Genomic DNA, 21729 nt, shown 5'->3' on the forward strand with positions numbered 1-21729 from the left:
GCGGGTTTTTACGAATTAATAATTGAACACAATTTTATAGAATATGCTTCGTTCAAATTACAAGTCTTCACCATTGGAAGCAATCACATCTTTGTACCAGTAGAAGCTTTTCTTCGGTGTACGGATCAAATCACCGTTGCCATCATTATCTTTGTTGACATGAATAAAACCATAACGTTTCTTCATCTCTCCAGTTGACGCACTTACAAGGTCAATGCAGCCCCACATCGTATAGGCAATCAGGTCAACGCCGTCCGCAACCGCTTCTTTCATCTGCTCAATGTGACCTTTCAGATAATCAATCCGGTAGTCATCCTGAATGGAACCGTCTTCTTCCACGACATCAACCGCACCGAGACCATTTTCCACGACCATCAATGGTACTTGATAACGATCATACAGGTGATTCAGCGTGTAGCGTAGTCCTTTCGGATCGATCTGCCAGCCCCAGTCGGAGGTTTCAAGATATGGATTTTTAATTCCACCCACCAAATTGCCTTCCACTTGATCCAGTGAAGCATCCGCACTTTCTACAAGAGACATGTAATAACTGAAGGAATAGAAGTCTACACAGCCTTCGCGTAGCGTCTGCTCATCCTCCGGTTGCATTTGAATCTCGATCCCTTCTTCTGCGAAGAAACGTTTGGCAAACCCCGGGTATGCTCCCCGAACCTGCACGTCGCCGCAGATCATATTGGTCAGCTGATCCTTCTTTTGCGCCTGCAAAATATCATCAGGGTTACACGTATTCGGATACGTGGTCATGAAAGCAACCATGCAGCCGATTTTGAAATCCGGGTTGATCTCATGTCCCAACTTCACCGCTTTGGCACTAGCCACGAATTGATGGTGCAGCGCCTGGAAACGGGTCTGCGGCTGATCTACTCCATCCGTCAATGTTTCTTTACCCTCAAACAACAATCCACCTGCCATATAGGCACCAATCGGCATCGTCAGACAGTTGATTTCATTAAAGGTCAGCCAGTATTTTACCTGATCCTTATATCGGTTGAACAAGGTTGTGCAGTAGCGGATGTAAAACTCGATTACTTCACGAGAAGCCCAGCCGTTATATTTTTGTGTCAGCCCGAAGGGTGTCTCGTAATGGGAGATCGTCACCAAAGGCTCGATGTTATGTTTTTTCAACTCAGCAAAGACGTTATCATAGAACTTCAAACCTTCTTCGTTCGGCTCCAGATCGTCACCGTTCGGATAGATGCGAGACCAGTTGATCGACATGCGGAACATTTTGAAGCCCATCTCGGCCATCATCGCAATGTCTTCTTTATAATGTCCATAAAAATCAACCGCTTCATGGCTCGGATAATACGTGCCCTCTTCAAGTACAGGTGTAATTCGGCGCGACGTGGTATGTGTTCCGCCTGTCATCATATCCGATGTGCTTGGCCCTTTGCCGTCCTTATTCCATCCGCCTTCAAACTGATTGGCAGCCGTTGCGCCGCCCCAAAAGAATCCGTCTTTCATTTTCATAATGCGTTTCCTCCTCTAATATAGACTGCTGCTAGAGCATGTCTGTGATCTTCAATCCACTGAAATACACTAAAAACTGTAACGTTATAGTTCAAGTGTAACACCCATACCCTGACAAGGGTTGTCATGGTATAATTTTAGTCATGGAACATAACCGATTATTCCGAATGTTGTTGCTATTGCTGGAAAAAAAGAAAACGACCGCCCCGGAGCTTGCGCGCCTGTTCGAAATTTCGGTTCGCACGGTATACCGGGACATTGACCGCCTGAGTGCGGCAGGTATTCCCGTCTATACAACAACGGGCAAACACGGCGGTATTCATCTGATGGATAACTATGTCATGGACAAATCGCTGCTGAGCGAGGATGAACAGAATGAAATTTTGCTGGGCTTGTACAGCGTCAGCGCCATTCCTCATCTGAATAGCGCCCGGATGCTGGGCAGATTAACGACCCTTTTTGATCATAAACTGGACTGGATTGAATTCGAGTACTCCCCATGGGGCAGTATTCCCGAGCAAGAGATGCAACTGTTTAATCAGGTGAAACAGGCGATATTCGCAAGTCAGTTACTATCGTTTCACTATATCGATTCCAACGGAGAAGCGAGTGAGGAAATGGCACTGCCGGTGAAGCTTATTTTTAAAAACAATACATGGTATTTCAAGGGTTTAAAGCAAACACAGCCGGTGATATCCAATTCGACCGACAGCTTCGTCACGTACAAAATCAAGCGGATTACGAAACTTCGCTTTGTCCCCGGCTCATATGAACATACTCGGACGTCGACAATGGATGAGGACAGTATCCAAGAATATCCATATCGTGGGGGAAAGAAAGACCTCAAGATACAGTCTAACCAATCGCCTGAGAAACAGCTTCCGATCGAACTTCTGTTTGAACAAACGATTGCCTATCGTGTTTATGACCTGATTGATCCCGCTATGATTCAGCAAGAGCCAGGCGGGAAGCTTAGGGTTTCTATTCCGATTGATGAGGGTGAACAGCTGTATTCCTTTCTAATGTCCTTTGGCTCGAAAGTAACCGTAGTCGCACCCAAGACAGTACGCAGGGAACTGCTCCGTAGACATCAGGAGGCTCTCGTACATTTACTGGAAGATGATGGGCATAATTTAGAGGATAATGGTACAATATAGCATGCATATATACCATATAGTTATAGGATCGATAGGACTTCAAAGATGTTGGGAGGCACACACATGAATCAACGGATCAGGCATAATAACGTGGAACGCTTTAAAGGATTTGGCACATTGTATGACCAAAACAGACCCTACGCTCCCCGCGAAGTCGTTGATATTTTGACTCATTATCTGGGCAAAAGGCCTCGCTTCGTGGCTGATGTCGGCTGCGGAACAGGGTTATCTACCTGGATCTGGCTGGATCATGCCGAGCGAGTAATCGGTGTGGAACCGAGCGAGGATATGCGCTCCGTAGGCATTGCCAAGTGGGAGGCAGCAGGCAAACCGGATCAACTTCGTTTCGCGGCGGGAATGTCACATGACCTCGGCCTGCCTGATGACAGCGTAGATATTCTGACGTGTTCCCAATCGTTTCACTGGATGGAGCCCGAATCCACCTTGCGCGAGTTCGCACGGGTGCTGCGTCCAGGTGGTATTTTTGCTGCCTACGACTGTGACTGGCCTCCAGTATTGGACTGGTCGCTTGAAGCAGCATACCAGCAACTGGTGAGCACTGCGGATGAACTTGCATCACGTCTGTCGAGTACAGATCAGCAAGCACATAAATGGAGCAAAGAAGGCCATCTGCAACAGATTCTAAAATCCAGGCTATTCCGTTACAGCCGGGAGATTGTGTTCCATCATTGGGAGCCATTCACAGCTGAGCGTTATGCCAACCTGGCTCTAAGCCAGGGCGGACTCCAGACAGCTTTGAAGCTGGGCGCCACAGAATTGAATGACCTGGCAGACGACTTCAGACGCCAGGCGGAGCTTGTTTTTGACGAAAAATCAAAAGAAGTGCTGTTCTCCTATCGCATGCGAATCGGCATCGTTTAAAATAGAAGCATATCAGAATGTAAAAATATAATGATTATGAATCTTGAAGGGTTGTGACCACTTTGACTGTCAACGAGGTACTGGCACGAGATCGACTTTTCATCAAAAGCTGGCTTGACACATATTTCGATTCTCCTCACCGGGATATTCTAATGTCTCATCCGGCCAAAATGGAAGAAGAGGACTATGGCGTGCCTGCGGATATGCAGGATGGTGAGGTGGATGAAGAAGAATGGGTTCACTGGAGAATGCTGGACTCTGAGGTTACGGTAGATCAGATTAATGAATTAGCTGCTAGTTATATTAAGCCTGGCTCGGATACGTATAGCTCACCTTTCTCCCTGCCTTCGCTGTATATTGCCTATCTGAGCAGCCGATACGTTCTGAATGTCTATCTTCGTTATGAGGGATTTATGATCGAATTACCGAATCTACCTTCGGACTACCCTCTGCGGGAATTACGTGACCTCTGGTCATCATCGGAATCACTGATTAAGGCGGGATATATTCCATTTGCCTCCTATGAAGATCATGCGGGGCCTGTCTGCTGGGATACAAGTAAACCAAAAGATGACAAGGATTATGCTGTCGTATGGTTCGATCACGATATATTAACAGAAGAGGGACAGACCAGCCGGGAGCAGCTTGAATCCTATGCACAGCCTCTTTTTCACTCTTTCCGGGAAATGCTGATGCGCTCTCCTTCAAGCACTCGTTCTTAACTTACTTATAGGGATATAAAGAAAGAGTACCTTCCCCGTTAATCATCTGTCTTGACTTGGGGAGGGCACTCGAATATACAACTCTAATTTCCTGAAAGGAACCGGGAGAACTACAGTTCCATTTTGTACAGCTATTTTGTACAGCTTTTTTATAATGATGCTAAAGTTAAGAAGATCAAAATGAGCAGATCAGGACGAGAAGAGTTGATTCAGCTGCTGCTCCTGCACTTGAAGGGCAAGAGCAACCTTGGAAGGATCCTGTGGCAAATAAAATACGTTAATGATATGCCCCTGCTGCACCTGCGACATCGCAGAGGGCAGGATTTCTTTTTGCGTTATCGTCTCAAAGGTTTCACCATTTTGCTTCGTAATACTCAGTTTAAGCTGTAGCTTGATGTTGCCATTCTGTCCACTTCCCATAGGGGTAACGTCCAGAATTTTAGCGAACCCCTTCTCTCCTGTACGCGCAATATCCACCATCTCCGGTGCTATACCTTGTTGCATCATTTTTTCATTCAACAGTTGCTGCATATGCTCTTGCGACACCGTTCCTTGATGATCCAGCCCGACTTTGCGCTCATCTTTCTCGGAAACGACAAGCGGGATAATTGCTCCCGGCTGAAACTGGGACAGCGAGGTTAGAGGAACAATGGTTCTTAGTTCGGTATCATACGTTTCCCGGCCTTGGCGAGACACCTTCAGCATCATTTTCACTTCCGGCTGTTCATTAATATAAGTGCCCGTCTGCTGAATGCTTTGGATCACACCAACTGCTGGCAATCCGGATTTAATCTTGCGCTGTCCCAAACTTGTACCGAATATAGATCCAATGACCATCAAACCAATGCCTCCAAAAATCATCGGTTTAAACCACCACGACTGCATAACCATAAACGGATCATCCCACAGCCACTGAGCGACTACCGGGGAGAAACCCGCCCCAAACACCATAAGTAAACCGATTACTCTAAAAAAACGACTCATCTCTATCACCCTATCTATCTAATTTATGCTCTATAAACCTTTTTTACTGTGTATCTTTCTTGTTACGTATGTTTCCTTTTCGTTGTTATCTGTAATGTAAAAACTAAAAAACATAATTATTTCCAAACAAATAATACCTTTATTTAAACTTAAACTGAAAGAAGTCCCATATAGATCAGTTCAGAAGGATTCGCCGGATGCTGTCCCAAACCGACACGATCACCCACACGCGGAATCTGCAGCTTGGATACCAGTGTTTCCATCGTACGCTGATACGTGCGACCACCCGTTTCAGTGACTTCAAGTACAAGCACCACAATGGGATCAAAATTAATTAATTTCCCCGTATCCGTTACACTGATTACGGTTCCAGTTGCTGTCAGAGGCAGCGATCCGCTTGCAGCCAGTTGTGCCTGCTTAGCCGAGTCCAAACTTTGGTTGATGGCATCCCGATGTTCCTTGGGTACAAATCCTTTCATCATCATGCCCGTAAGCCCTTTGTTCATTACGCGATCTGCTTTGGCAACAGCATCTTCCTGTTTATTTTTACGTGTAAACCATCCCATCATTTCAAACACCTCATTTGTTTTTTATTGGTATGATTAATTATAAACACAACATAACCCGTATGAATACATATCTGGACACATACAAAAGAACCGAGGAAATGTCCTGCTAAAGACAACATTCCATCAATTTATTTGTAGCTATACTTGCCTTTCTGCAATAAAAACATTGTTCTAACCGACTCAGCGAGGATTAAACCATTTATTTTTGTGAAAATGTTCGCTACTCCGCTCTGATTACAGTTACTCAGAGTGGTCAAATCCCTAATTTTAGACGAATGCACACTCTGCATCTCAGCTTTATTAAAGATACTTATCTAGCAAACATCGTACATTCATGATGCACTCACAGCACACATCTCCCATTGAAGACACGCTTATAGCAAACATTCCGCAATAAAAACGCACTTACAGCATACATTCCCCGTTCAAGACGTACTCACAATATATCTTCCACACCTAAGACATTCTACTGAGAAGTTGAAGCTTTGCAACACACATTTATTTATTCTAACGATCTCAGATAAGCTTATTTGGGCAAAAAAGGCCTTTCTGAAATTGTAACGATCACCAGAGGCCTTATTACACTGAAAAACCAAGAAAAACGTCCATTTTGACACTGATTTCCCAAAATAAGCTCCACTCTGATCGTTAGAATATAAAAACGCTGAAATTCATCCAAATAGCATCGCTGGTGATCGTTAGAAAATAAACCTCCCTGTCTAGCCCTATCCAACTTATCTAGTTCTAGCTTACACACTCTTGCTTGTCCTACTTCTACTCTTGCTCTTACTCTTACTCTTACTTCAACTTTTGCTTGCCTTGTCCTGTCTCATTGCCTCATCTTGCCCTGCTACAGTCTATATCCTTTTACATTACTGCATCTAGCCAAGCGGTCCGATACGGTCCGATACACAAAACGTTCCAGACCTATTCTATCTGTTCTATCTTATCCTTCTACTTCCTAAGCTTTTTTAGCCGGTCACCTCGTACCTGCACCGTTTTACCAAAACCGAAACTTCAATCCATCTACCTTACTTTACCTTACCTTACCTTACCTTACCTAACTGCCCCAGCTAGCCTTATAATCTAACCTTTACTTCGTTCTCCGTAGCAAATACACCAGCTTGCGATAATACCCTGCCGCCTCTTTGTACCGCCGCTGATCCTCACTCACCACAGCCAATCCTTCATATAGGGATTCCAAACGTAGCGGTTGCTGCACAGACTCAAAATACGGCAGACAAGCCTGGGCTTGAGTTATAAATGTGTCCTGTTCCCCGTGCGCCAGCGCCAGCTGACTTTGATAAAAAACCGCGTTCATTCGCTGATCCTCAGTGACAGCACAATTTAACAGTTGATCCACACTTTGCGCAAGCATGCCCCAACTTTTCCGAGAAGAAGCAACCTCACAGCGATACACCAAAAGCAACGGCTTCATCGCCTGCTGTGTCTCCTTCGTTTCTGCCTCGAGTAGTTTTTCGAAACGCTCAATCTCAGTCTGTGCCTGATCTAACTCCCCTGACATCGTCAACATGACAATTCGATTGTTCGCAATGGCCGTCACCAAATCTCCCTGATTTCCGGCGTAGACCAGATTCGCCTCAGCCATCGACAATGCAGACAAAGCTTCCTGCAACAGTCCCATCGTAAAGCAATACCCGCTGTATGCCACATACAGACTGGATAAACGATGAAACAACCGCTGATCATACACATGTTTCATCGTCTGCTCAAATGTGCGCTTTGCATCCTCATACTGCCGGGTATGGATATATGCCTCCATCTGAATATTTTGGGTCGACAGCCATAGCTCGCTTCCAGGTTCCGTCAGGGCGCTCAGTCTTGTCACATGAGTGAGCACATCCACAAACGCCTGCTTGGATCGGTAGTATTGGATTTTGTAAAATAGCAAAGCTTTCGTAAGCGGCCCAGGTAGCTGCACGTCATCCGGGCGACCATACTTTTCCAAATAAAAATTCAGATACGATGTATGTATATATTCATGCGCAGCGGCGTCATTTAACTGCTGATAGTAGACTGCTTTCATCAAAGCAGTCGTCAGTTCCACCGTAAGTGAATCATCCCGATCCTCCAGAGCATGTACCGTTTCCTCAGGGATCGCCGAGGCTGGAACCGACAGCTGTACAAAGATCGTTTCTGCTCGTGCCAATGTCTGTTCATCCTGCGCTGCTGTCCGCAACAAATAAGAGGAGCTTACACCCAAGCGCTCAGCAATACTCTCCGCCAAATCCTCGGGTAGCGGATACCGCTCTGCCAGGATGTTTGCGAAGTGTGCCTGCGTAACCAGACCTTCTACGAGGTCTTTGCGTGAGATTTGTTTTCGTTTGCTCAAAAACTCGATCCGTTCTTTCAGCATAACAAGTCTATCCTTTCATCATGAAGGTCTTCTCTTTCTCTAATCTCTATTCTCTATTCTCTATTCTCTATTCTCTATTCTCTATAGCCAGTCTGCCATCTCAATGGTACGATTCTTCATTTGCTATCAAGCCTAACTTTTAATTATAGCGAATCCGACCTTCCTCATCTACTACATCATTCTCATGCTTATTAAACTGATCGTCCCTAAATGAAAGCCGAATGGCCACTCTCGTACTATCCTTCCAGCAAAATTGACTAAACGGTTTCCGTTTCGAACGTAATTGTTTTACAATAGGGGAGATGTATACGTACAATATACGAAAAAAGCATGATAAATTAATCCAATGTTACACATGAATTGAACACGAAAGGGTGCCACAATAATGATTATTAAACCAAGAACACGTGGTTTTATTTGTACAACTTCCCATCCTGTCGGCTGTGCAGCACAAGTGCAGGAGCAGATTAATTATGTAAAATCCAAGCCAGAGATTCAGGGGCCACGCAACGTGCTAGTCATCGGCGCGTCTACAGGTTACGGACTGGCTTCGCGCATCGTTTCCGCTTTTGGAGCAGGCGCAAATACAATTGGTATTTACCGCCCCTCGAGTGCAACCGATAAACGAACTGCTTCTGCTGGATGGTATAACTCCGCGGCATTTGAGAAGGCTGCGGATGCCGCAGGACTGAAATCCTACAGCATCACTGGTGATGCTTTTGCCAATGAAACCCGTGACAAAGCTGTTGAGCTGATTCGCAGCGAATTGGGTCAAGTGGATCTGGTCGTTTACAGCGTTGCTTCGGCACGGCGTACCGATCCAAATACAGGTGAAGTGTTCAACTCTGTGCTGAAGCCGCTTGGACAAGCATACACCAACAAAACCGTCAATTTCCATACTGGCGAGATCACTTCAGTGACTCTCGAAACAGCGACAGAAGAAGAAATTCGTCAGACGGTTAACGTCATGGGCGGCGAAGACTGGGAACTGTGGATGGATGCACTAAAGCAAGGCGGCGTACTCGCAGACAATGCAACAACGATTGCCTTCTCTTACATCGGCCCTGAACTGACACATGCCATTTATCGTGATGGCTCCATTGGTCAAGCGAAGGCTCATCTGGAAGAAACAGCACGCAAAATGCATGAGCAACTGAGTGCAACAGGAGGACGTGCTTTTGTTACTGTAGCCAAAGCCCTTGTTACACAATCCAGCTCGGCCATTCCAGTTGTGCCACTGTATATTTCCGCATTGTACAAAGTGATGAAGGAAAAAGGACTGCATGAAGGATGCATCGAACAGCTGCAACGGCTGTTTGCGGATCGTCTGTACGCTGGCGGTGAAGTGCCAACAGATGAGCAAGGACGCATTCGGATCGATGATTGGGAGATGAGACCCGACGTACAGGAGGAAGTGGCGAAAATCTGGAACGAGCTGACAACCGAGAATATCTATGACCTGTCCGATCTTGAAGGTTATCGCCGCGAGTTCTTCCAACTGTTTGGTTTCGAAACGGATGGCGTCGATTATGAGGCTGATGTGGATCCAAATGTGGAAGTACCTCATCTCGTTCAGTCATAAAGTTTAATCTTGTTTTGCATTCAGGGAGGAGCTCCATTGCTTCTCCTTTTTTTATTTTTCAGGCGTCTTGCACTTATTCCTCTCTCCTATCATCCATTCGTCCATTCGTTTTCTTTAATTCATTAAACCTTTTTTCCTGACCCACTCCGCTTGAAGGCAAAATAAAAAGAAGCACCACCATCCTGGATGATCTGCTTCTTGTGTTTGACCTTTTGCAATTTTTCCTGCTTGGTTGGTGTCAGGCGAACATGCTGCGATAATACCCCATAATCTCCATTCACTCTCCGGCTTTGCTCGGGAGTCCATAGTCCAGACCGTGATGCTTTACGTAATGCCTTTTGTGTCTGTGTACGTGCCATATTAATATACACACTCCTTCAGTTGATATACGTTCAATATATCATGTGCAGCGAAGCAAGTGAAGATGCATCCAGCCCTAACTCATTTATACATCCGTATACGTAGCTGTAACCCTATTAAAACGTTACATAGCCGATAAAAATACAACAAGTCGATAGAAGAGTGAGGCTTTTACATTTAAAATAATCTTAAACTTGTTTAACAAAATCCATAACGTCTCTTTAACCATTAAAGTGACCTACTTATAGTGTTTGTATTATATATGTATGAGTGATCTCGTAGGACGTTAAATTTTCAAAAAAATAATCCCAACCTTTATTTCTGCTGGAACACTATATAATTGTCAGGAATTACAGATGCAAATATGGAGGAAAAAATGGATTCAATTCGTAAAAACGGAAATGAAGCCGCGGAAGCGATTCGGAGCTATGTCAAACCGATTTTCGGTTTTGCGTTAAACCGGGTCAAGCACCGGGCCGAGGCGGAGGATCTGGCTCAGGAAATTATGCTGCAGTTGTTGAAATCCTTCTCTGGGGTGCGAGACATTAGAAGCCTTGATGCTTACGTCTGGACGGTTGCCCGATACACTTGGGTGAATTGGTTGAAAAAGCGTGCGCACGCTCCCAAAGCGATCGAAATCAACGGTATGTCCGAACTGTCTGCCGCCCCTTCCCGGGAGCCGCTTGACCGGTTGCTGGCAACCGAAGCTTCACGCGAGCTGCGCCGGGAAGTCGCGTTTCTGTCCGACATCCATCGCCGGATCGTGGTCATGCATTACTACGAAGAGCTTAAAATCAGCGATATCGCGATTGCTCTGAACATTCCTGAAGGCACGGTGAAGTGGCATTTGAGCGAGGCTAAAAAGAAGTTACGGAAAGGGATGAAACGTATGCGTACAACAGGAACTTTAAGTGTCAATCCGGTCAGCATGGGGGAAATGGGCCATTCGGGTTCGGCCGGCAGTTTGGGCGAAACCAACGATTTTCTTGGACGTGCCTTGGCACAAAATATCGTTTACGCGGCTTATCACAAGGCGCGTACCGTACATCAAATCGCGGAGGAGCTGGGAATGCCGCCGTCTTTGTTGGAAGGCGAAGTCCGGCATCTGGCCGATTACAATTTTCTCATCCAAACCTCTCCCGGCAAATATCAAAGCAATACCATCATCTGGGACCTCTTCGAGTTGGCTGTAGCCGGCCATCAATTTTGGCAAGAGTGCGCCGCCGAAGTGGCCGATGTTCATTTTGACGCGTTAATGGAAGTTCGCCGTCAAATCGAGGATAGCGGAGTGTTCGTTCCGGAAGGCGACTATAACTTCCTGCTTTGGACCTTGCTACCCAAGAACATCGAGGAGCAATCTTGGCGGAGCATGCCGGCTGGCGAAAACTTCGATGCGGTCGCACCAATACGAAAGGACGGAGGTCAATATATTGCCTATGCGGCGTTAAATCGTAGCCACTATGCCGATCCGGGTTTTGATATGGGTAGTTACGTCACCTTCGGTCCGTCGCTCCGCTATGTCGAAGACACTCCCTTATACTTATGGCAATTCAATACTTACTGGAGCGACCGCGAGATGGATTGGCGTTTCCTGGAATACCGGAATGTCGAGATTTGTCATGCGTTCCAACAAGGGGAACTGCCCGACAACGAAGAGAACGCCGAGCAATATTCGTTCCTGCTGGAGAAGGGGTACATCCGCAAGACGCAGGAGGGGTACAAGTTCAATGCGATTTGGATTGACTCTCCGCAAACGTTGGATCGGTTGAACAAGGCAATGCCGGATTTATCCGCTCTGTATGCGCCTGCTGTCGGCAAGCTCTACGACAAAATGCTCAACTTGTTCCTGCAAAATCAGCCGAAACATTTGGAGCCGCAGCTTGCTTACATGGTGAGAGGCAACACCGGAGGAGGCCGGCTAGTCGCTTATATTTTGAAGCATTTGATCGATAACGGGAAGTTGAAACCGCCGTTGCCGCACCAGCAGAAGACGATTTCAACCTGGATGGGACCGGTCAAGTAAGTGGGTTCGGAAATGTATATGAAGAATAGCCGTTCCCGAGCGGTGGCCATTTGAAACAAAACTCTGTCTTTCCATTCTGTCTGTCCAACGAAGTAATTAGGACATCGTTATTTCACCTCGGCCCCCTCCTGAACGTATGAAAATGATTAAAAACTACCCATGACGCATGTGCGTCATGGGTAGTTTTAATCGCAGTTATATCTGCCGGATTTCTTCTTTACCTCAAAACTGCCTGTTAGCTTAATGAGGTCAGTCTGATATGATGTCCCCCTCTATATAAAGAGAAATTCAATGGAGAAAAACAATCAAAGGGGACATTCGTTCTTATAATTCCTTCTTTTTTTAGGATATTCTTGATCCAAAAATAGAAACTAATCTTTGTGCAATACGTTAATTATGGTAGGGTTATCCTAAAATAGAAAGGAATATAACAACAATGAAGAGGTTACCATGGATATTAGGAATAACTTTAATATCAGCTATTTTAGTGGTAGGCTGTAGTTCAAATTCCAGTCCACAACAAACGGTCACTGAGAATCCAGGAACTGAAGTGAAGAATCCAACAGATCCTTCAGATAAAGAAAATTTAACTGAAAAATACATCAAAGCAGCTGAGGAATTCAAATTGAAGGAATATACGATTAGTGATATTCCTGAAAATCCTCCATCTGAAGAAGAATTTCTTAAACGCTACGAGGTAATGGAGCCCTTTTTCGCTAAAAATTTCGAAGAAGAACCTGTGCACTTGAGTCATACATCACTAGTCCTACGAGCCGCTTCAAAACAACAAGCTTCAATAAAGCCTGAGAACATGAAATTCTCAGTTTATCAAGAGTTAGAGGATTACGTAGATTTGGACTACACATTGGATCTCGTGCTTGAGAAAGAAAATGGTGAAAAAGAGGTTGTCCCCATGAAGGGAGTTCTTACACTCGTAAACAAAAATGACAAATGGCTTGTTCAAGCCGATGATTTTGACCAATCAGCTTTCAAAAAATTACTTCCGGATACTGAAGTATCTAAATAATAAGTTTTTATCTGAAAAAAAGCATCAACTCTTTCTTGTATGAGTTGATGCTTTTTTTATAAATGACGTATATAGATTCATCATAGTTCATGTTTTCTACCCCACGTCGCCATGTAATGGTGTAACGTTTCCAGCCCAGCACCCATACCCTGCACTGCCTTCAACCTTGCCCACAAGGTTCCCCTCCGGCTCGTTTGACATCAAGATCGCTTGCGCCGAGACTGCCACGTCTCAATGGGTTCGTGGTCATGCTCTTCGATCAGTTCCATCGCTTCGTCCAGCCTGCGCGACTTAAACAGGGCAATCAGATCGATCAAGTCCTCTCGATCCAGCAGTTTTACCTCATTCACAGCAGCCAGCGTGCGGCAAGCCTCCGTGTACCGGGCAGAAGTCAGTACAATGGATCGATCCGCCTCATAATAACGTATGGAGGTATAAATTTCTTGCACTGCGCTAAGACCAACAGGATGATTGGCACCGTAGCGTTTAGCCTGYACCACCGTACGTCTGCCCAATCTGTCCACAAACACAAGGTCTGCTCCAAAATCACGGCTGCTCGTTGTTTTGTGGACCTCGTCATAACCGAGTTGCTCGAACAGATTGTAAAGATATAATTCAAACTCTGAGCCATCCTCCATTTTATCGATATCCTTAATCGTAATTTTCTGGGGGTTCGCCTCACTTCGTATCCGTTGTCCTCGATAAACGATCCGGCGAATAACCCAGGTCAGTAACAACAACAGGGCAATGCCTGTGATAACCCATAGGGTGATGTTTTCACTCCAATTCATGTCGGTTTCTCCTTGTCCTCATTACTCCGCATATCTCGTGTTACAGCACTAAATATATCAAACTTCCTTGCACATCTAAAGAAAATGACTTCCCTGTAACTGTTTCACCTCTCTTAACATTGGACTAACACATTCAATGTGCAAAAAGGTTACAGCGTGTTCGGTTGAATTCCACTAGAAATCAATGGTAGAATTCTACAATCGGTGTTATTTTTGACCGAAGACGAAAGGTGGTTTATCACTTGCATACCTATACCAATCCTAAACGCAAGTCTACAACATGGGCCGTTCTTCTGCTCAGCGGCATGCTTCTCATGAACATGAATACAACAACAGGATACGCGGCGGCAGCCACAGAATCTTTGCCAAAACCGGCATGGACTTCCTCTTCCCTCATGTTAAACGAGGCTAATACGGAGAAGGATGTCATGATTAAGAACATTTACGCTGTGCCCTCCAAAAATTTAGTGTATGTGCACACTTCCCAACCCGTAACGAAAACGAGCAGCAAAACAACGCTGGACTGGCAGCTTGACTCGTTACAAGCACTGGATGCAAAGACAGGACAGCTTAAGTGGAGCACGATTTTCCATGAGAAAAGCGGACCTTATACAACTTATTCCAATTCCTTATATACAAGCAATGGTACGGCTTACGTCTATATGGAGTATTCGGATAAAAGCAAGAAATTATATTCGTTTAATACATCAGGCAAGACCAACTGGGTGAAAACCTTGAATTCGCCAGCGCGCATTTCGCTCATGGATAACGATAATCTACTGGTTGCTACAAGCCAGGGAGTACAAGCGAATGGCTCTGTGCGCTCGACGCTCTCTTTGTACGACACAAAAGGCAAGTTGTTGACCGAGAAAGCAATGACAGGGACTGTGCTCAAGGCAGGTCAGGGACGGATCGTTGTGGATGCAAGCAAACAGGTCAAGTCAGGCAACTTCTGGCAGCCCGCAGCCAATCCCAAAATTGAAATCTACGATACCTCGTTAACACGCCTGTCCTTCTATCAGTTCCCGGCAGATGCCAATACACAAGGGGATGGCGGCGGTGAATCTCTTGCCATTCTGGACGATGGTTCCGTTCTGATGCGTGCTAACTTTGAATCCACAGGCAATCGCTTGATGGGATTTGGTTCGGACGGCAAACTTGCATGGGGACGTGCGATCGCTGGGGATGCGTATATACAAACAGCGGGTAATGGATACACTGTGCTCACTGGCTCCAAGTTAGAGCTATACACAATGAAAGGCAAAGTGACAGAGCGTATGTTCAAGGATACTCAGCCTGTGCTCATGCATGTTGACCGGACACAAGACGGGCAATACCAGCTTGATTTTGCCAAAGCAGGATATATTCTTAATCCGCAGACATTAGAAGACGTGCACGTGTACACCGTTAGTGCTGCTGCTCCCTCATTAGAAAGCATCTCCACTTATCTGAATGATGTAATCTATTCGATGAAGGGTGAAACCCTTTCTAAGTATGCACTCAAGACTTCTTCAGTTAAATAATTACTATTGCCTCTTACCTGACATATCATTAGCCAAAAAAAGCCGGAACAGCTCCTCGCGGTGCTCTCCGGCTTCTTTTTATTTCCAGTTCTCGTTAATGAATTCGTCCCTGCCGGACAGTGCGCGGTCTTCCTTGTAATGTTTCTCGTTTTTCTTGTGATAGTCCTGATGGTAATCTTCTGCAGGATAAAAGGTTACAGCATCCCGAATCTCGGTCACGATGGGTTGATTGAATCTACCGCTGGCCGCCAGATCTTTTTTGGACTGTTCGGCAAGCTGCCGCTGGCGATCATTGTGTACAAAGATGGCGGTACGATACTGCGATCCTCGATCCTGAAATTGTCCTCCATCATCCGTGGGATCAATCTGAGGCCAGTATAATTCTAATAAGCGCTCGTAAGGGAATACATCTGGATCAAATGTAATCTCAACGACTTCAACATGCCCTGTCTCTCCCGTCTTCACCTGCTCATATGTCGGATTTTCGACATGACCACCTGTATAACCGGATACGATACCGTAGATGCCTGGTTGTTCCTCAAAAGGGGTAACCATACACCAGAAACATCCGCCGGCAAACGTTGCTTTTTCCATCTCTTTCAACTCCTCTAGTATAAAACAATATCATGAAAGCAATTGGCTCAGACACGCATTCATTCCTACATTGTAAAACAACAAGAGGTTGATGGAAAGCCACCGCAATGGCTCTTCATCAACCTCTTCATTCAGCTTCACTTGGAAGCACTCATAACCATATGGTTTGTACAACTTGCAGCTGTGACATAGCTTCGTGACAAGACCCTCGCTCGCTTTAGTTTACCCGCGGCTTCGTCCCATCGAACGGAAGATCAAGCTGACAATCGCTACAAGCACGATCGCACCAATCAATGCCGGTACAATGTGGAATCCGCCCATTTCAGGACCCATGTCTCCAAGAATGACTCCACCTAACCATCCACCGATAAAACCAGCAACGATATTACCGATAATACCGCCTGGGATGTCACGACCAACAATCAGACCTGCGAGCCAACCAATGATACCACCGATAATTAATGACCATAACCAACCCATATCATTCACCTCTATTTTAAAGTTTTTGTTGCGTCTGACTACTATTAACCGCTCCGAAGGCATTTAAACAACTGGCATGAAAATTGTTGCATATTACCATTGTCCAAAATGCTTCCTTCTCTGCTAACAGGCGCTCCGCGAGACCATGACAACAGGCCGCTTCATTTTCCGGCATCTCATCAGCACATGGGTGCGATATGTACCTCCCGAAAGTCATTGTATGTTACTCGAGACAAGGTTAGTATACCCAGTGAAGGTGAATTTATATTTATGGCTTAGAACCATTAATGTTTCAATCTTTACAGTCCATCAGCACGGTATCCCAGCAACGTATCAGATCAAAAAAACAGAATCCATAAACCAGATCAATAAAATCCGGCTCGGCCCTTACCCGGCTGTGCAAGCCAATTATGTTTGTGGCTCTTGTCTAGCTCTCCTCGCATAGACTGAATAACTTGAACAATATCCGTTCGACCATTTTGATGCCACTCCAGCGCAGCACTGACATACAATTCGCCAAGTTGTGCAAGCGAGAAGGTATCGGTCAGACGCGCAGCCTCAATCGTTCCTTCCTCACCTGCAAACACGCTAAATCCACGCTGCCTCAAATATTGTAGGCGCAAGGCTTCATCAGGCAAAGGAATCTCATAAGCCCGGTCGAATCGTCCTGCACGGTTCATGAGACCTGGGTCGATTTTTTCAGGATAGTTTGTCGTGCCGATCAAGAAGATCCCTTCTTTGGACGTCGCACCATCCAGTGTATTCAGGAAAAAGGAACGAACTTCATCCGGCATGGAGTCGATATCTTCGATAATCAACACCATCGGTGCCAGACGTTTGGCTGCATCAAACACTTCACGCACAGATTCGCTATTCGTGTATTCGGTAATTTGCCAATATGCAGCAGGTCCAGGAATGCTACCTGCTATCGATTTCACCAGCGTTGTTTTTCCGTTCCCTGGATGTCCATATAGCAGAATGCCGCGTTTGTAAGGGATATCGTAATCTCTGTAAAACGAACGATCCGCTTCAAAAAACTGATCCAGCGAACGGAAAATATCCTGTTTGATCTGAGCAGAGAGAACCACATCTTCTCTACTCACTGAACGTGTTATGGACTCCACATGGCGATCGCTGCCATTGCGGGCATCCGTATAAACAGTTACTTTTTTCATATTTTGCTGACGTTCGCGTTCTCGGACACTTCCTAGGAAATGCTTCATCTCTTCATCCCCTACAGCGAACACAAAATCTTCACTGTAGATTCCGTTCTCCCGGAAGAAAGGCACCCGTACCAAAGCTACGCCCCACTTGGGATAAGCAAATACGTTGTTGCGGATGGAATAGTGTACACCGTATGTTGGCACATCTCCATCATCATCGTAATGCAACGTTTGGAGCTCGAGATCCTCAAATATACGAGCAACAAGCTCGACCTCGTCACTTCCATTCTGCAAGTCTTCCCGCAACAGTTCCCAATATTCGTTGTTCGGATCAGAACTTGAATACAACTTGTATTCAACGCCATAGCGCTTCAGAAGCGCCTCACCAATTCCTCGAATCAGTCTAGAATAGACCGCGTATCCTTCAACCCGGATACGCGTATCATGCTGTTCATCGTAGGAATAGATGGCTTTTGTTTCGTTCATTGGATTCATCTGTTTTTCTTTATCGTTCATCATTTCGCTCCCTTTACCGCGGCAAGCGGTTTACATTTGGCTACTACTTGAGCCAGTCCGGCTCCGGTAACACTATCTATAATTTCATCAACGTTTTTATACGCCTGAGGTGATTCATCAATAATGGACTCCAAGGATCGCTGGTTCACAACAATCTCATCCGCCGTTCCTACACCAAGAGCTGTAGCAAAATCTTCAACCGTCACCAAACGTTTCGTTGCAGTACGTGACCGTACACGGCCCGCACCATGACAAATCGAGTAGTAGTTATCTACTCCTTCAGGTTGACCAACCATGATATAAGAGGCCGTCCCCATTGAGCCAGGGATCAACGCCGGGTGGCCTGTAGCCAGGTAAGGCTTGGGATTGTCCTTGTGACCCGCAGGTAATGCCCGAGTGGCTCCTTTCCGGTGTACAAATACAGAGCCTCTCTCTGCATGGGATTCTTCCCAAGCATAGTTGTGCATCAAGTCATACAGTGTACGGAATTCACATTTTGGCCCGAATACATCCCTGAACGCCTCCCGGATTGCATAGGCAATGAGGTGACGATTCACTACGGCATAATTCAAAGCGGAGTACATCATATTTACGTAATGGCGTCCCTCCGCATGATCTAGTGGGGCAAATACTAATCTTGGATCGGAAGTTCCGAGCCCCAGTCGCTGCATAACTTTGGCAATCGCAGCCGAACTTGTCTGGCTTACATGTCCGCCCCACGCCCTTGAACCAGAGTGAATCATAACAGCAATCTGTCCATCATAAAGCCCCCAAGCCTCGGCCACTTCACGATTTTCCTCTGCGATCTCAATAGCCTGAATCTCGGCAAAATGATTGCCTCCACCCAGCGTGCCAAGTTGGCGATGTGAACGGTGCCAGGTCATATCTGGAACAAGATTCAGCACATTCTCGTCATACGTAAACCTGCTGCTCTCTACATGCGTCAGTGAAGTCGATTTCTTGGGTGTGTAGCTATCAGGAATATATTTTTTAGGTAATCCATGCAGTCCATTACGTACAATATGCTCCAGCCTTATATCTGAAAAATGTCCTCGCTGACTAGCCTCCATCGGTAGTACTTTCTCAATCGCTTTAACCAGTTTGCGACGAAGCTTTACCTCTTTTAGATCATCCTTATGCAGATTGGTCAGATGTACTCTCATACCACAGCCAATGTCACTGCCCACGATAGATGGTGATACATAGCCACTCTGTGCTTCCCATACTGCTGTCGTTCCAATACACGTTCCTACACCGACATGTACATCCGGGGTATATCCCATGTACGAAATGTCTGGAATTTGCAAATTGTTGTTAGCCATCTCAAATACTTTGTAATCCAGAGAAGAAAATAGTTGTTGTGCCGCATATACAGTGAGTTCTCCTGCTGGTAATTTAACTTGATGGCGATACCCCCCGGTCATTTCGTTCAAACTCTCAAAACCATTCCATTTGTTATTCATATATAAGTGTAATTCCTTCCTATTCGTTCAGCAAATTCGGTTTGCTGCTTGTTGTTTTATAAAAACATAAAAAGCCATGGACTCATCGCCCATGGCTTCTACTACATGACAATAACGGATAACAGCACAAACGGAATTTGTGTATGTCATCCATCGCTTGATATAGCGAAGAACGCATATTACTTATAGACATCACATGTTACGCTCAGATGTGATCTATAAACAATACGCCTTTCTTTTATGTCGACCGTATGAGGCCAAAAAGACGATGAGCCGGATATGCAATTGTGTCAATGCTTCTGTTTCTTGGATTCAATTCATAACCTAATGTCATGTCTCTCGGCCTCCCTTCTTAATTGATATGTATATATTAAAGGTACATCTTTTATAATGTCAACCCTTTTCTTGGAAATTAAAGCAGTCAAACGATATAACGGGTTAGACAAAACAGGAGGTTGTCCCCCGGACAACCTCCTGTTTTCTACTTTTTAACGGTTACTCACTGTTGTAATCTGTTATGTTGCAAGATATTTTTTAATCTTTTGTAATCCTTAGAGTTTAGCCTGCTCTTGCAGTTCTTCCACTGGATTCTCATCTTCCTTTTCAGGTACTTTGGAAGAAAGGAACCATCCACATACAGCAATCGTGATCAATACAACATAGAAACCAATTTTCCATATTTTATTTTCTGGAAAATGCTCATCCAAAATACCCAGTGAAGGATGAGCCAGTGTGATTACAGACAATTTAACCCCTACCCAACCTACAATCACAAAAGCAGCAACTTCAAGACCCGGGCGGGAATGAAGCAATTTCACGAAAAACGACGCTGCAAAACGCATGATGACAAGTCCGATAAAACCGCCGAGGAAAATAACAATGAACTGTCCACCATCCAGGCCGCCAATTGGCGGCAAACCGCTTGGTGGCAAAGCGACTGCCAAAGCTACCGCTGCCAATATCGAGTCTACTGCAAAAGCAATATCCGCAACTTCTACCTTAAATACGGTCATCCAGAAACCAGATTGTTTCTTTGGTTTTTTGGGTGCATCGTCAGCAGCTTCATCTGTTTTGTTTCGACCACTCAATATCTTTTTGACGATATGATTTATCGAGATGTACAGAAGATACAGTGCGCCGATCGCTTGAACTTGCCAAACATCCACCAAGAATGAGATCAGGAACAACGACCCGAGACGGAAAACAAATGCACCCATCAGACCATAAAACAAAGCCTTTTTACGCTTTTCCTCAGGCAAATGCTTAACCATAATTGCGAGTACTAGGGCATTATCTGCTGCAAGTAATCCTTCAAGGACAACCAAGACCAGAAGTACCCACCCGTATTCTAATAATAGTGCTGGTTCCAACATTAACTCCTCCTTAATATGCTTATAATGTACAAAAAAAAGGATCTTCACCATTGCTGGCAAGATCCTTTTTTAACCACAAAAAGAGACCTTTACCGAGCATAAAAACTTGGTAAAGGTCTCGCTAACAACAAATTGTTGCCAATAAAGCCGGGGATGTAATCCCGAATTGACGACTTTACTGTAAAAGCTACTCCCCTTTAACAGGAATATGTAGTTTTAGTTGAAACCGGTGAATAACCTGTATACATCATATTTCATAACATAAAATAAAGTCAAGCTTTATTTGCAGTGTTACGAACCAATTTTCGAAAGACAAAAAAATCGTAAATCATATTGCCAAGCGGTATGAAAGAAATAAAGAAAAGCGCAATAGGACGGCGCAGACGCCATTTCATAACCGTATATAAAGACACCATAAACAAAAGGTACATCAGGAACAGAAAACCATATAGGTTACCGAACCAAGTAACCGCTTGTGGCATAATTCCTGCATCCCGAAGGGGAAACGCAACGAACAATAACATTACATATGAAATCCCCTGTAACCATAACATTAGCCGGAAACGCCCCAGCATTGAACCTAGCATCATCTTCCCCCTGCTCTTATGCAATAAACGCATGTTGTATCTTGTACATTATATCACAAAAGCAG

The 21729-nt window shown here is 45.1% G+C and carries 19 protein-coding genes; 7 read left to right on the top strand and 12 right to left on the bottom strand.

The window, feature by feature from the left end; translation table 11 throughout:
- Positions 1-57: 57 nt before the first annotated feature.
- A complete protein-coding gene (locus AB4Z30_RS06700; protein ID WP_441924555.1) occupies positions 58-1491 on the bottom strand; it encodes a glycoside hydrolase family 1 protein in 1434 nt (477 codons plus the stop codon).
- A 143-nt stretch (positions 1492-1634) separates the two neighbouring features.
- On the opposite strand from AB4Z30_RS06700, the gene AB4Z30_RS06705 reads away from it, so the two are divergent.
- From AB4Z30_RS06705 to AB4Z30_RS06715, 3 genes are all read left to right on the top strand, one after another.
- Complete coding sequence (locus AB4Z30_RS06705) at positions 1635-2648, top strand: helix-turn-helix transcriptional regulator (RefSeq protein ID WP_441924557.1); 1014 nt, start codon at positions 1635-1637, stop codon at positions 2646-2648.
- A gap of 63 nt (positions 2649-2711) precedes the next feature.
- Positions 2712-3530, top strand: a complete 819-nt coding sequence (locus AB4Z30_RS06710) for a class I SAM-dependent methyltransferase (RefSeq protein WP_441924559.1) — start codon at positions 2712-2714, stop codon at positions 3528-3530.
- A gap of 62 nt (positions 3531-3592) precedes the next feature.
- Positions 3593-4252 carry a hypothetical protein gene (locus AB4Z30_RS06715; RefSeq protein WP_441924563.1) on the top strand — a complete coding sequence of 220 codons (660 nt, stop codon included), beginning with the start codon at positions 3593-3595 and terminating at the stop codon, positions 4250-4252.
- A 189-nt stretch (positions 4253-4441) separates the two neighbouring features.
- Here the strand turns inward: AB4Z30_RS06715 and AB4Z30_RS06720 are convergent, their stop codons facing one another.
- The 3 genes from AB4Z30_RS06720 to AB4Z30_RS06730 form a co-directional block, all read right to left on the bottom strand.
- Positions 4442-5236 (bottom strand): hypothetical protein, encoded by a 795-nt coding sequence (locus tag AB4Z30_RS06720; protein WP_441924565.1) that lies wholly within the window; start codon positions 5234-5236, stop codon positions 4442-4444.
- A gap of 149 nt (positions 5237-5385) precedes the next feature.
- Positions 5386-5805, bottom strand: a complete 420-nt coding sequence (locus tag AB4Z30_RS06725) for a hypothetical protein (protein WP_441924567.1) — start codon at positions 5803-5805, stop codon at positions 5386-5388.
- A 1093-nt stretch (positions 5806-6898) separates the two neighbouring features.
- Positions 6899-8182, bottom strand: coding sequence for an XRE family transcriptional regulator (locus AB4Z30_RS06730; RefSeq protein WP_441924569.1), 1284 nt, complete (start codon positions 8180-8182; stop codon positions 6899-6901).
- A 385-nt stretch (positions 8183-8567) separates the two neighbouring features.
- On the opposite strand from AB4Z30_RS06730, the gene fabV reads away from it, so the two are divergent.
- The gene (fabV, locus tag AB4Z30_RS06735; protein WP_441924571.1) at positions 8568-9764 is read left to right on the top strand and encodes an enoyl-ACP reductase FabV; all 1197 of its coding nucleotides are present in this window, start codon (positions 8568-8570) and stop codon (positions 9762-9764) included.
- A gap of 122 nt (positions 9765-9886) precedes the next feature.
- Here fabV and AB4Z30_RS06740 read toward each other — a convergent pair whose 3' ends face one another.
- On the bottom strand, positions 9887-10123 hold the full coding sequence (locus tag AB4Z30_RS06740; RefSeq protein ID WP_441924573.1) for a hypothetical protein: 237 nt from the start codon (positions 10121-10123) through the stop codon (positions 9887-9889).
- A 377-nt stretch (positions 10124-10500) separates the two neighbouring features.
- Here AB4Z30_RS06740 and AB4Z30_RS06745 point away from each other — a divergent pair, with 377 nt between their 5' ends.
- The gene (locus AB4Z30_RS06745; RefSeq protein WP_441924575.1) at positions 10501-12147 is read left to right on the top strand and encodes an RNA polymerase sigma factor; all 1647 of its coding nucleotides are present in this window, start codon (positions 10501-10503) and stop codon (positions 12145-12147) included.
- A 436-nt stretch (positions 12148-12583) separates the two neighbouring features.
- On the top strand, positions 12584-13174 hold the full coding sequence (locus tag AB4Z30_RS06750; RefSeq protein WP_441924577.1) for a hypothetical protein: 591 nt from the start codon (positions 12584-12586) through the stop codon (positions 13172-13174).
- A 200-nt stretch (positions 13175-13374) separates the two neighbouring features.
- On the opposite strand, the gene AB4Z30_RS06755 is transcribed toward AB4Z30_RS06750, so the two are convergent.
- Positions 13375-13965: a restriction endonuclease gene (locus tag AB4Z30_RS06755; protein WP_441924579.1), complete on the bottom strand. Its 591-nt coding sequence runs from the start codon at positions 13963-13965 to the stop codon at positions 13375-13377.
- 242 nt (positions 13966-14207) lie between these two features.
- Here AB4Z30_RS06755 and AB4Z30_RS06760 point away from each other — a divergent pair, with 242 nt between their 5' ends.
- Positions 14208-15488: a hypothetical protein gene (locus AB4Z30_RS06760; RefSeq protein ID WP_441924581.1), complete on the top strand. Its 1281-nt coding sequence runs from the start codon at positions 14208-14210 to the stop codon at positions 15486-15488.
- Between the two features lie 78 nt (positions 15489-15566).
- On the opposite strand, the gene msrA is transcribed toward AB4Z30_RS06760, so the two are convergent.
- The 6 genes from msrA to AB4Z30_RS06790 all read right to left on the bottom strand — a co-directional run bounded on the left by msrA (position 15567) and on the right by AB4Z30_RS06790 (position 21667).
- Positions 15567-16082 carry a peptide-methionine (S)-S-oxide reductase MsrA gene (msrA, locus tag AB4Z30_RS06765; RefSeq protein WP_441924583.1) on the bottom strand — a complete coding sequence of 172 codons (516 nt, stop codon included), beginning with the start codon at positions 16080-16082 and terminating at the stop codon, positions 15567-15569.
- 222 nt (positions 16083-16304) lie between these two features.
- Positions 16305-16562 carry a GlsB/YeaQ/YmgE family stress response membrane protein gene (locus AB4Z30_RS06770; RefSeq protein ID WP_090915436.1) on the bottom strand — a complete coding sequence of 86 codons (258 nt, stop codon included), beginning with the start codon at positions 16560-16562 and terminating at the stop codon, positions 16305-16307.
- A 365-nt stretch (positions 16563-16927) separates the two neighbouring features.
- Positions 16928-18241, bottom strand: a complete 1314-nt coding sequence (locus AB4Z30_RS06775; RefSeq protein ID WP_441924585.1) for an AAA family ATPase — start codon at positions 18239-18241, stop codon at positions 16928-16930.
- Complete coding sequence (locus tag AB4Z30_RS06780) at positions 18241-19704, bottom strand: RtcB family protein (protein WP_441924587.1); 1464 nt, start codon at positions 19702-19704, stop codon at positions 18241-18243. The genes AB4Z30_RS06775 and AB4Z30_RS06780 overlap by 1 nt, the downstream gene beginning before the upstream one ends.
- A gap of 551 nt (positions 19705-20255) precedes the next feature.
- Positions 20256-21074, bottom strand: a complete 819-nt coding sequence (locus AB4Z30_RS06785) for a TerC family protein (RefSeq protein WP_441924792.1) — start codon at positions 21072-21074, stop codon at positions 20256-20258.
- Positions 21075-21349: 275 nt separating this feature from the next.
- Positions 21350-21667, bottom strand: coding sequence for a DUF3817 domain-containing protein (locus AB4Z30_RS06790; protein ID WP_441924589.1), 318 nt, complete (start codon positions 21665-21667; stop codon positions 21350-21352).
- Between the last annotated feature and the right edge of the window lie 62 nt (positions 21668-21729).

Origin of the sequence: Paenibacillus sp. 2TAF8 (assembly GCF_052114825.1) — a bacterium.
Taxonomy (GTDB): Bacteria; Bacillota; Bacilli; order Paenibacillales; family Paenibacillaceae; genus Paenibacillus.

Excerpts from the sequence above, each read along its gene's own strand:
- AB4Z30_RS06790 (WP_441924589.1), bottom strand. The coding sequence starts at position 21,667 with ATGATGCTAGGTTCAATGCTGGGGCGTTTCCGGCTAATGTTATGGTTA.
- AB4Z30_RS06775 (WP_441924585.1), bottom strand. The coding sequence starts at position 18,241 with ATGAACGATAAAGAAAAACAGATGAATCCAATGAACGAAACAAAAGCC.
- AB4Z30_RS06750 (WP_441924577.1), top strand. The coding sequence starts at position 12,584 with ATGAAGAGGTTACCATGGATATTAGGAATAACTTTAATATCAGCTATT.
- msrA (WP_441924583.1), bottom strand. The coding sequence starts at position 16,082 with ATGGAAAAAGCAACGTTTGCCGGCGGATGTTTCTGGTGTATGGTTACC.
- AB4Z30_RS06770 (WP_090915436.1), bottom strand. The coding sequence starts at position 16,562 with ATGGGTTGGTTATGGTCATTAATTATCGGTGGTATCATTGGTTGGCTC.
- AB4Z30_RS06730 (WP_441924569.1), bottom strand. The coding sequence starts at position 8,182 with ATGCTGAAAGAACGGATCGAGTTTTTGAGCAAACGAAAACAAATCTCA.
- AB4Z30_RS06745 (WP_441924575.1), top strand. The coding sequence starts at position 10,501 with ATGGATTCAATTCGTAAAAACGGAAATGAAGCCGCGGAAGCGATTCGG.
- AB4Z30_RS06700 (WP_441924555.1), bottom strand. The coding sequence starts at position 1,491 with ATGAAAATGAAAGACGGATTCTTTTGGGGCGGCGCAACGGCTGCCAAT.
- fabV (WP_441924571.1), top strand. The coding sequence starts at position 8,568 with ATGATTATTAAACCAAGAACACGTGGTTTTATTTGTACAACTTCCCAT.
- AB4Z30_RS06705 (WP_441924557.1), top strand. The coding sequence starts at position 1,635 with ATGGAACATAACCGATTATTCCGAATGTTGTTGCTATTGCTGGAAAAA.
- AB4Z30_RS06720 (WP_441924565.1), bottom strand. The coding sequence starts at position 5,236 with ATGAGTCGTTTTTTTAGAGTAATCGGTTTACTTATGGTGTTTGGGGCG.
- AB4Z30_RS06725 (WP_441924567.1), bottom strand. The coding sequence starts at position 5,805 with ATGATGGGATGGTTTACACGTAAAAATAAACAGGAAGATGCTGTTGCC.
- AB4Z30_RS06740 (WP_441924573.1), bottom strand. The coding sequence starts at position 10,123 with ATGGCACGTACACAGACACAAAAGGCATTACGTAAAGCATCACGGTCT.
- AB4Z30_RS06780 (WP_441924587.1), bottom strand. The coding sequence starts at position 19,704 with ATGAATAACAAATGGAATGGTTTTGAGAGTTTGAACGAAATGACCGGG.
- AB4Z30_RS06710 (WP_441924559.1), top strand. The coding sequence starts at position 2,712 with ATGAATCAACGGATCAGGCATAATAACGTGGAACGCTTTAAAGGATTT.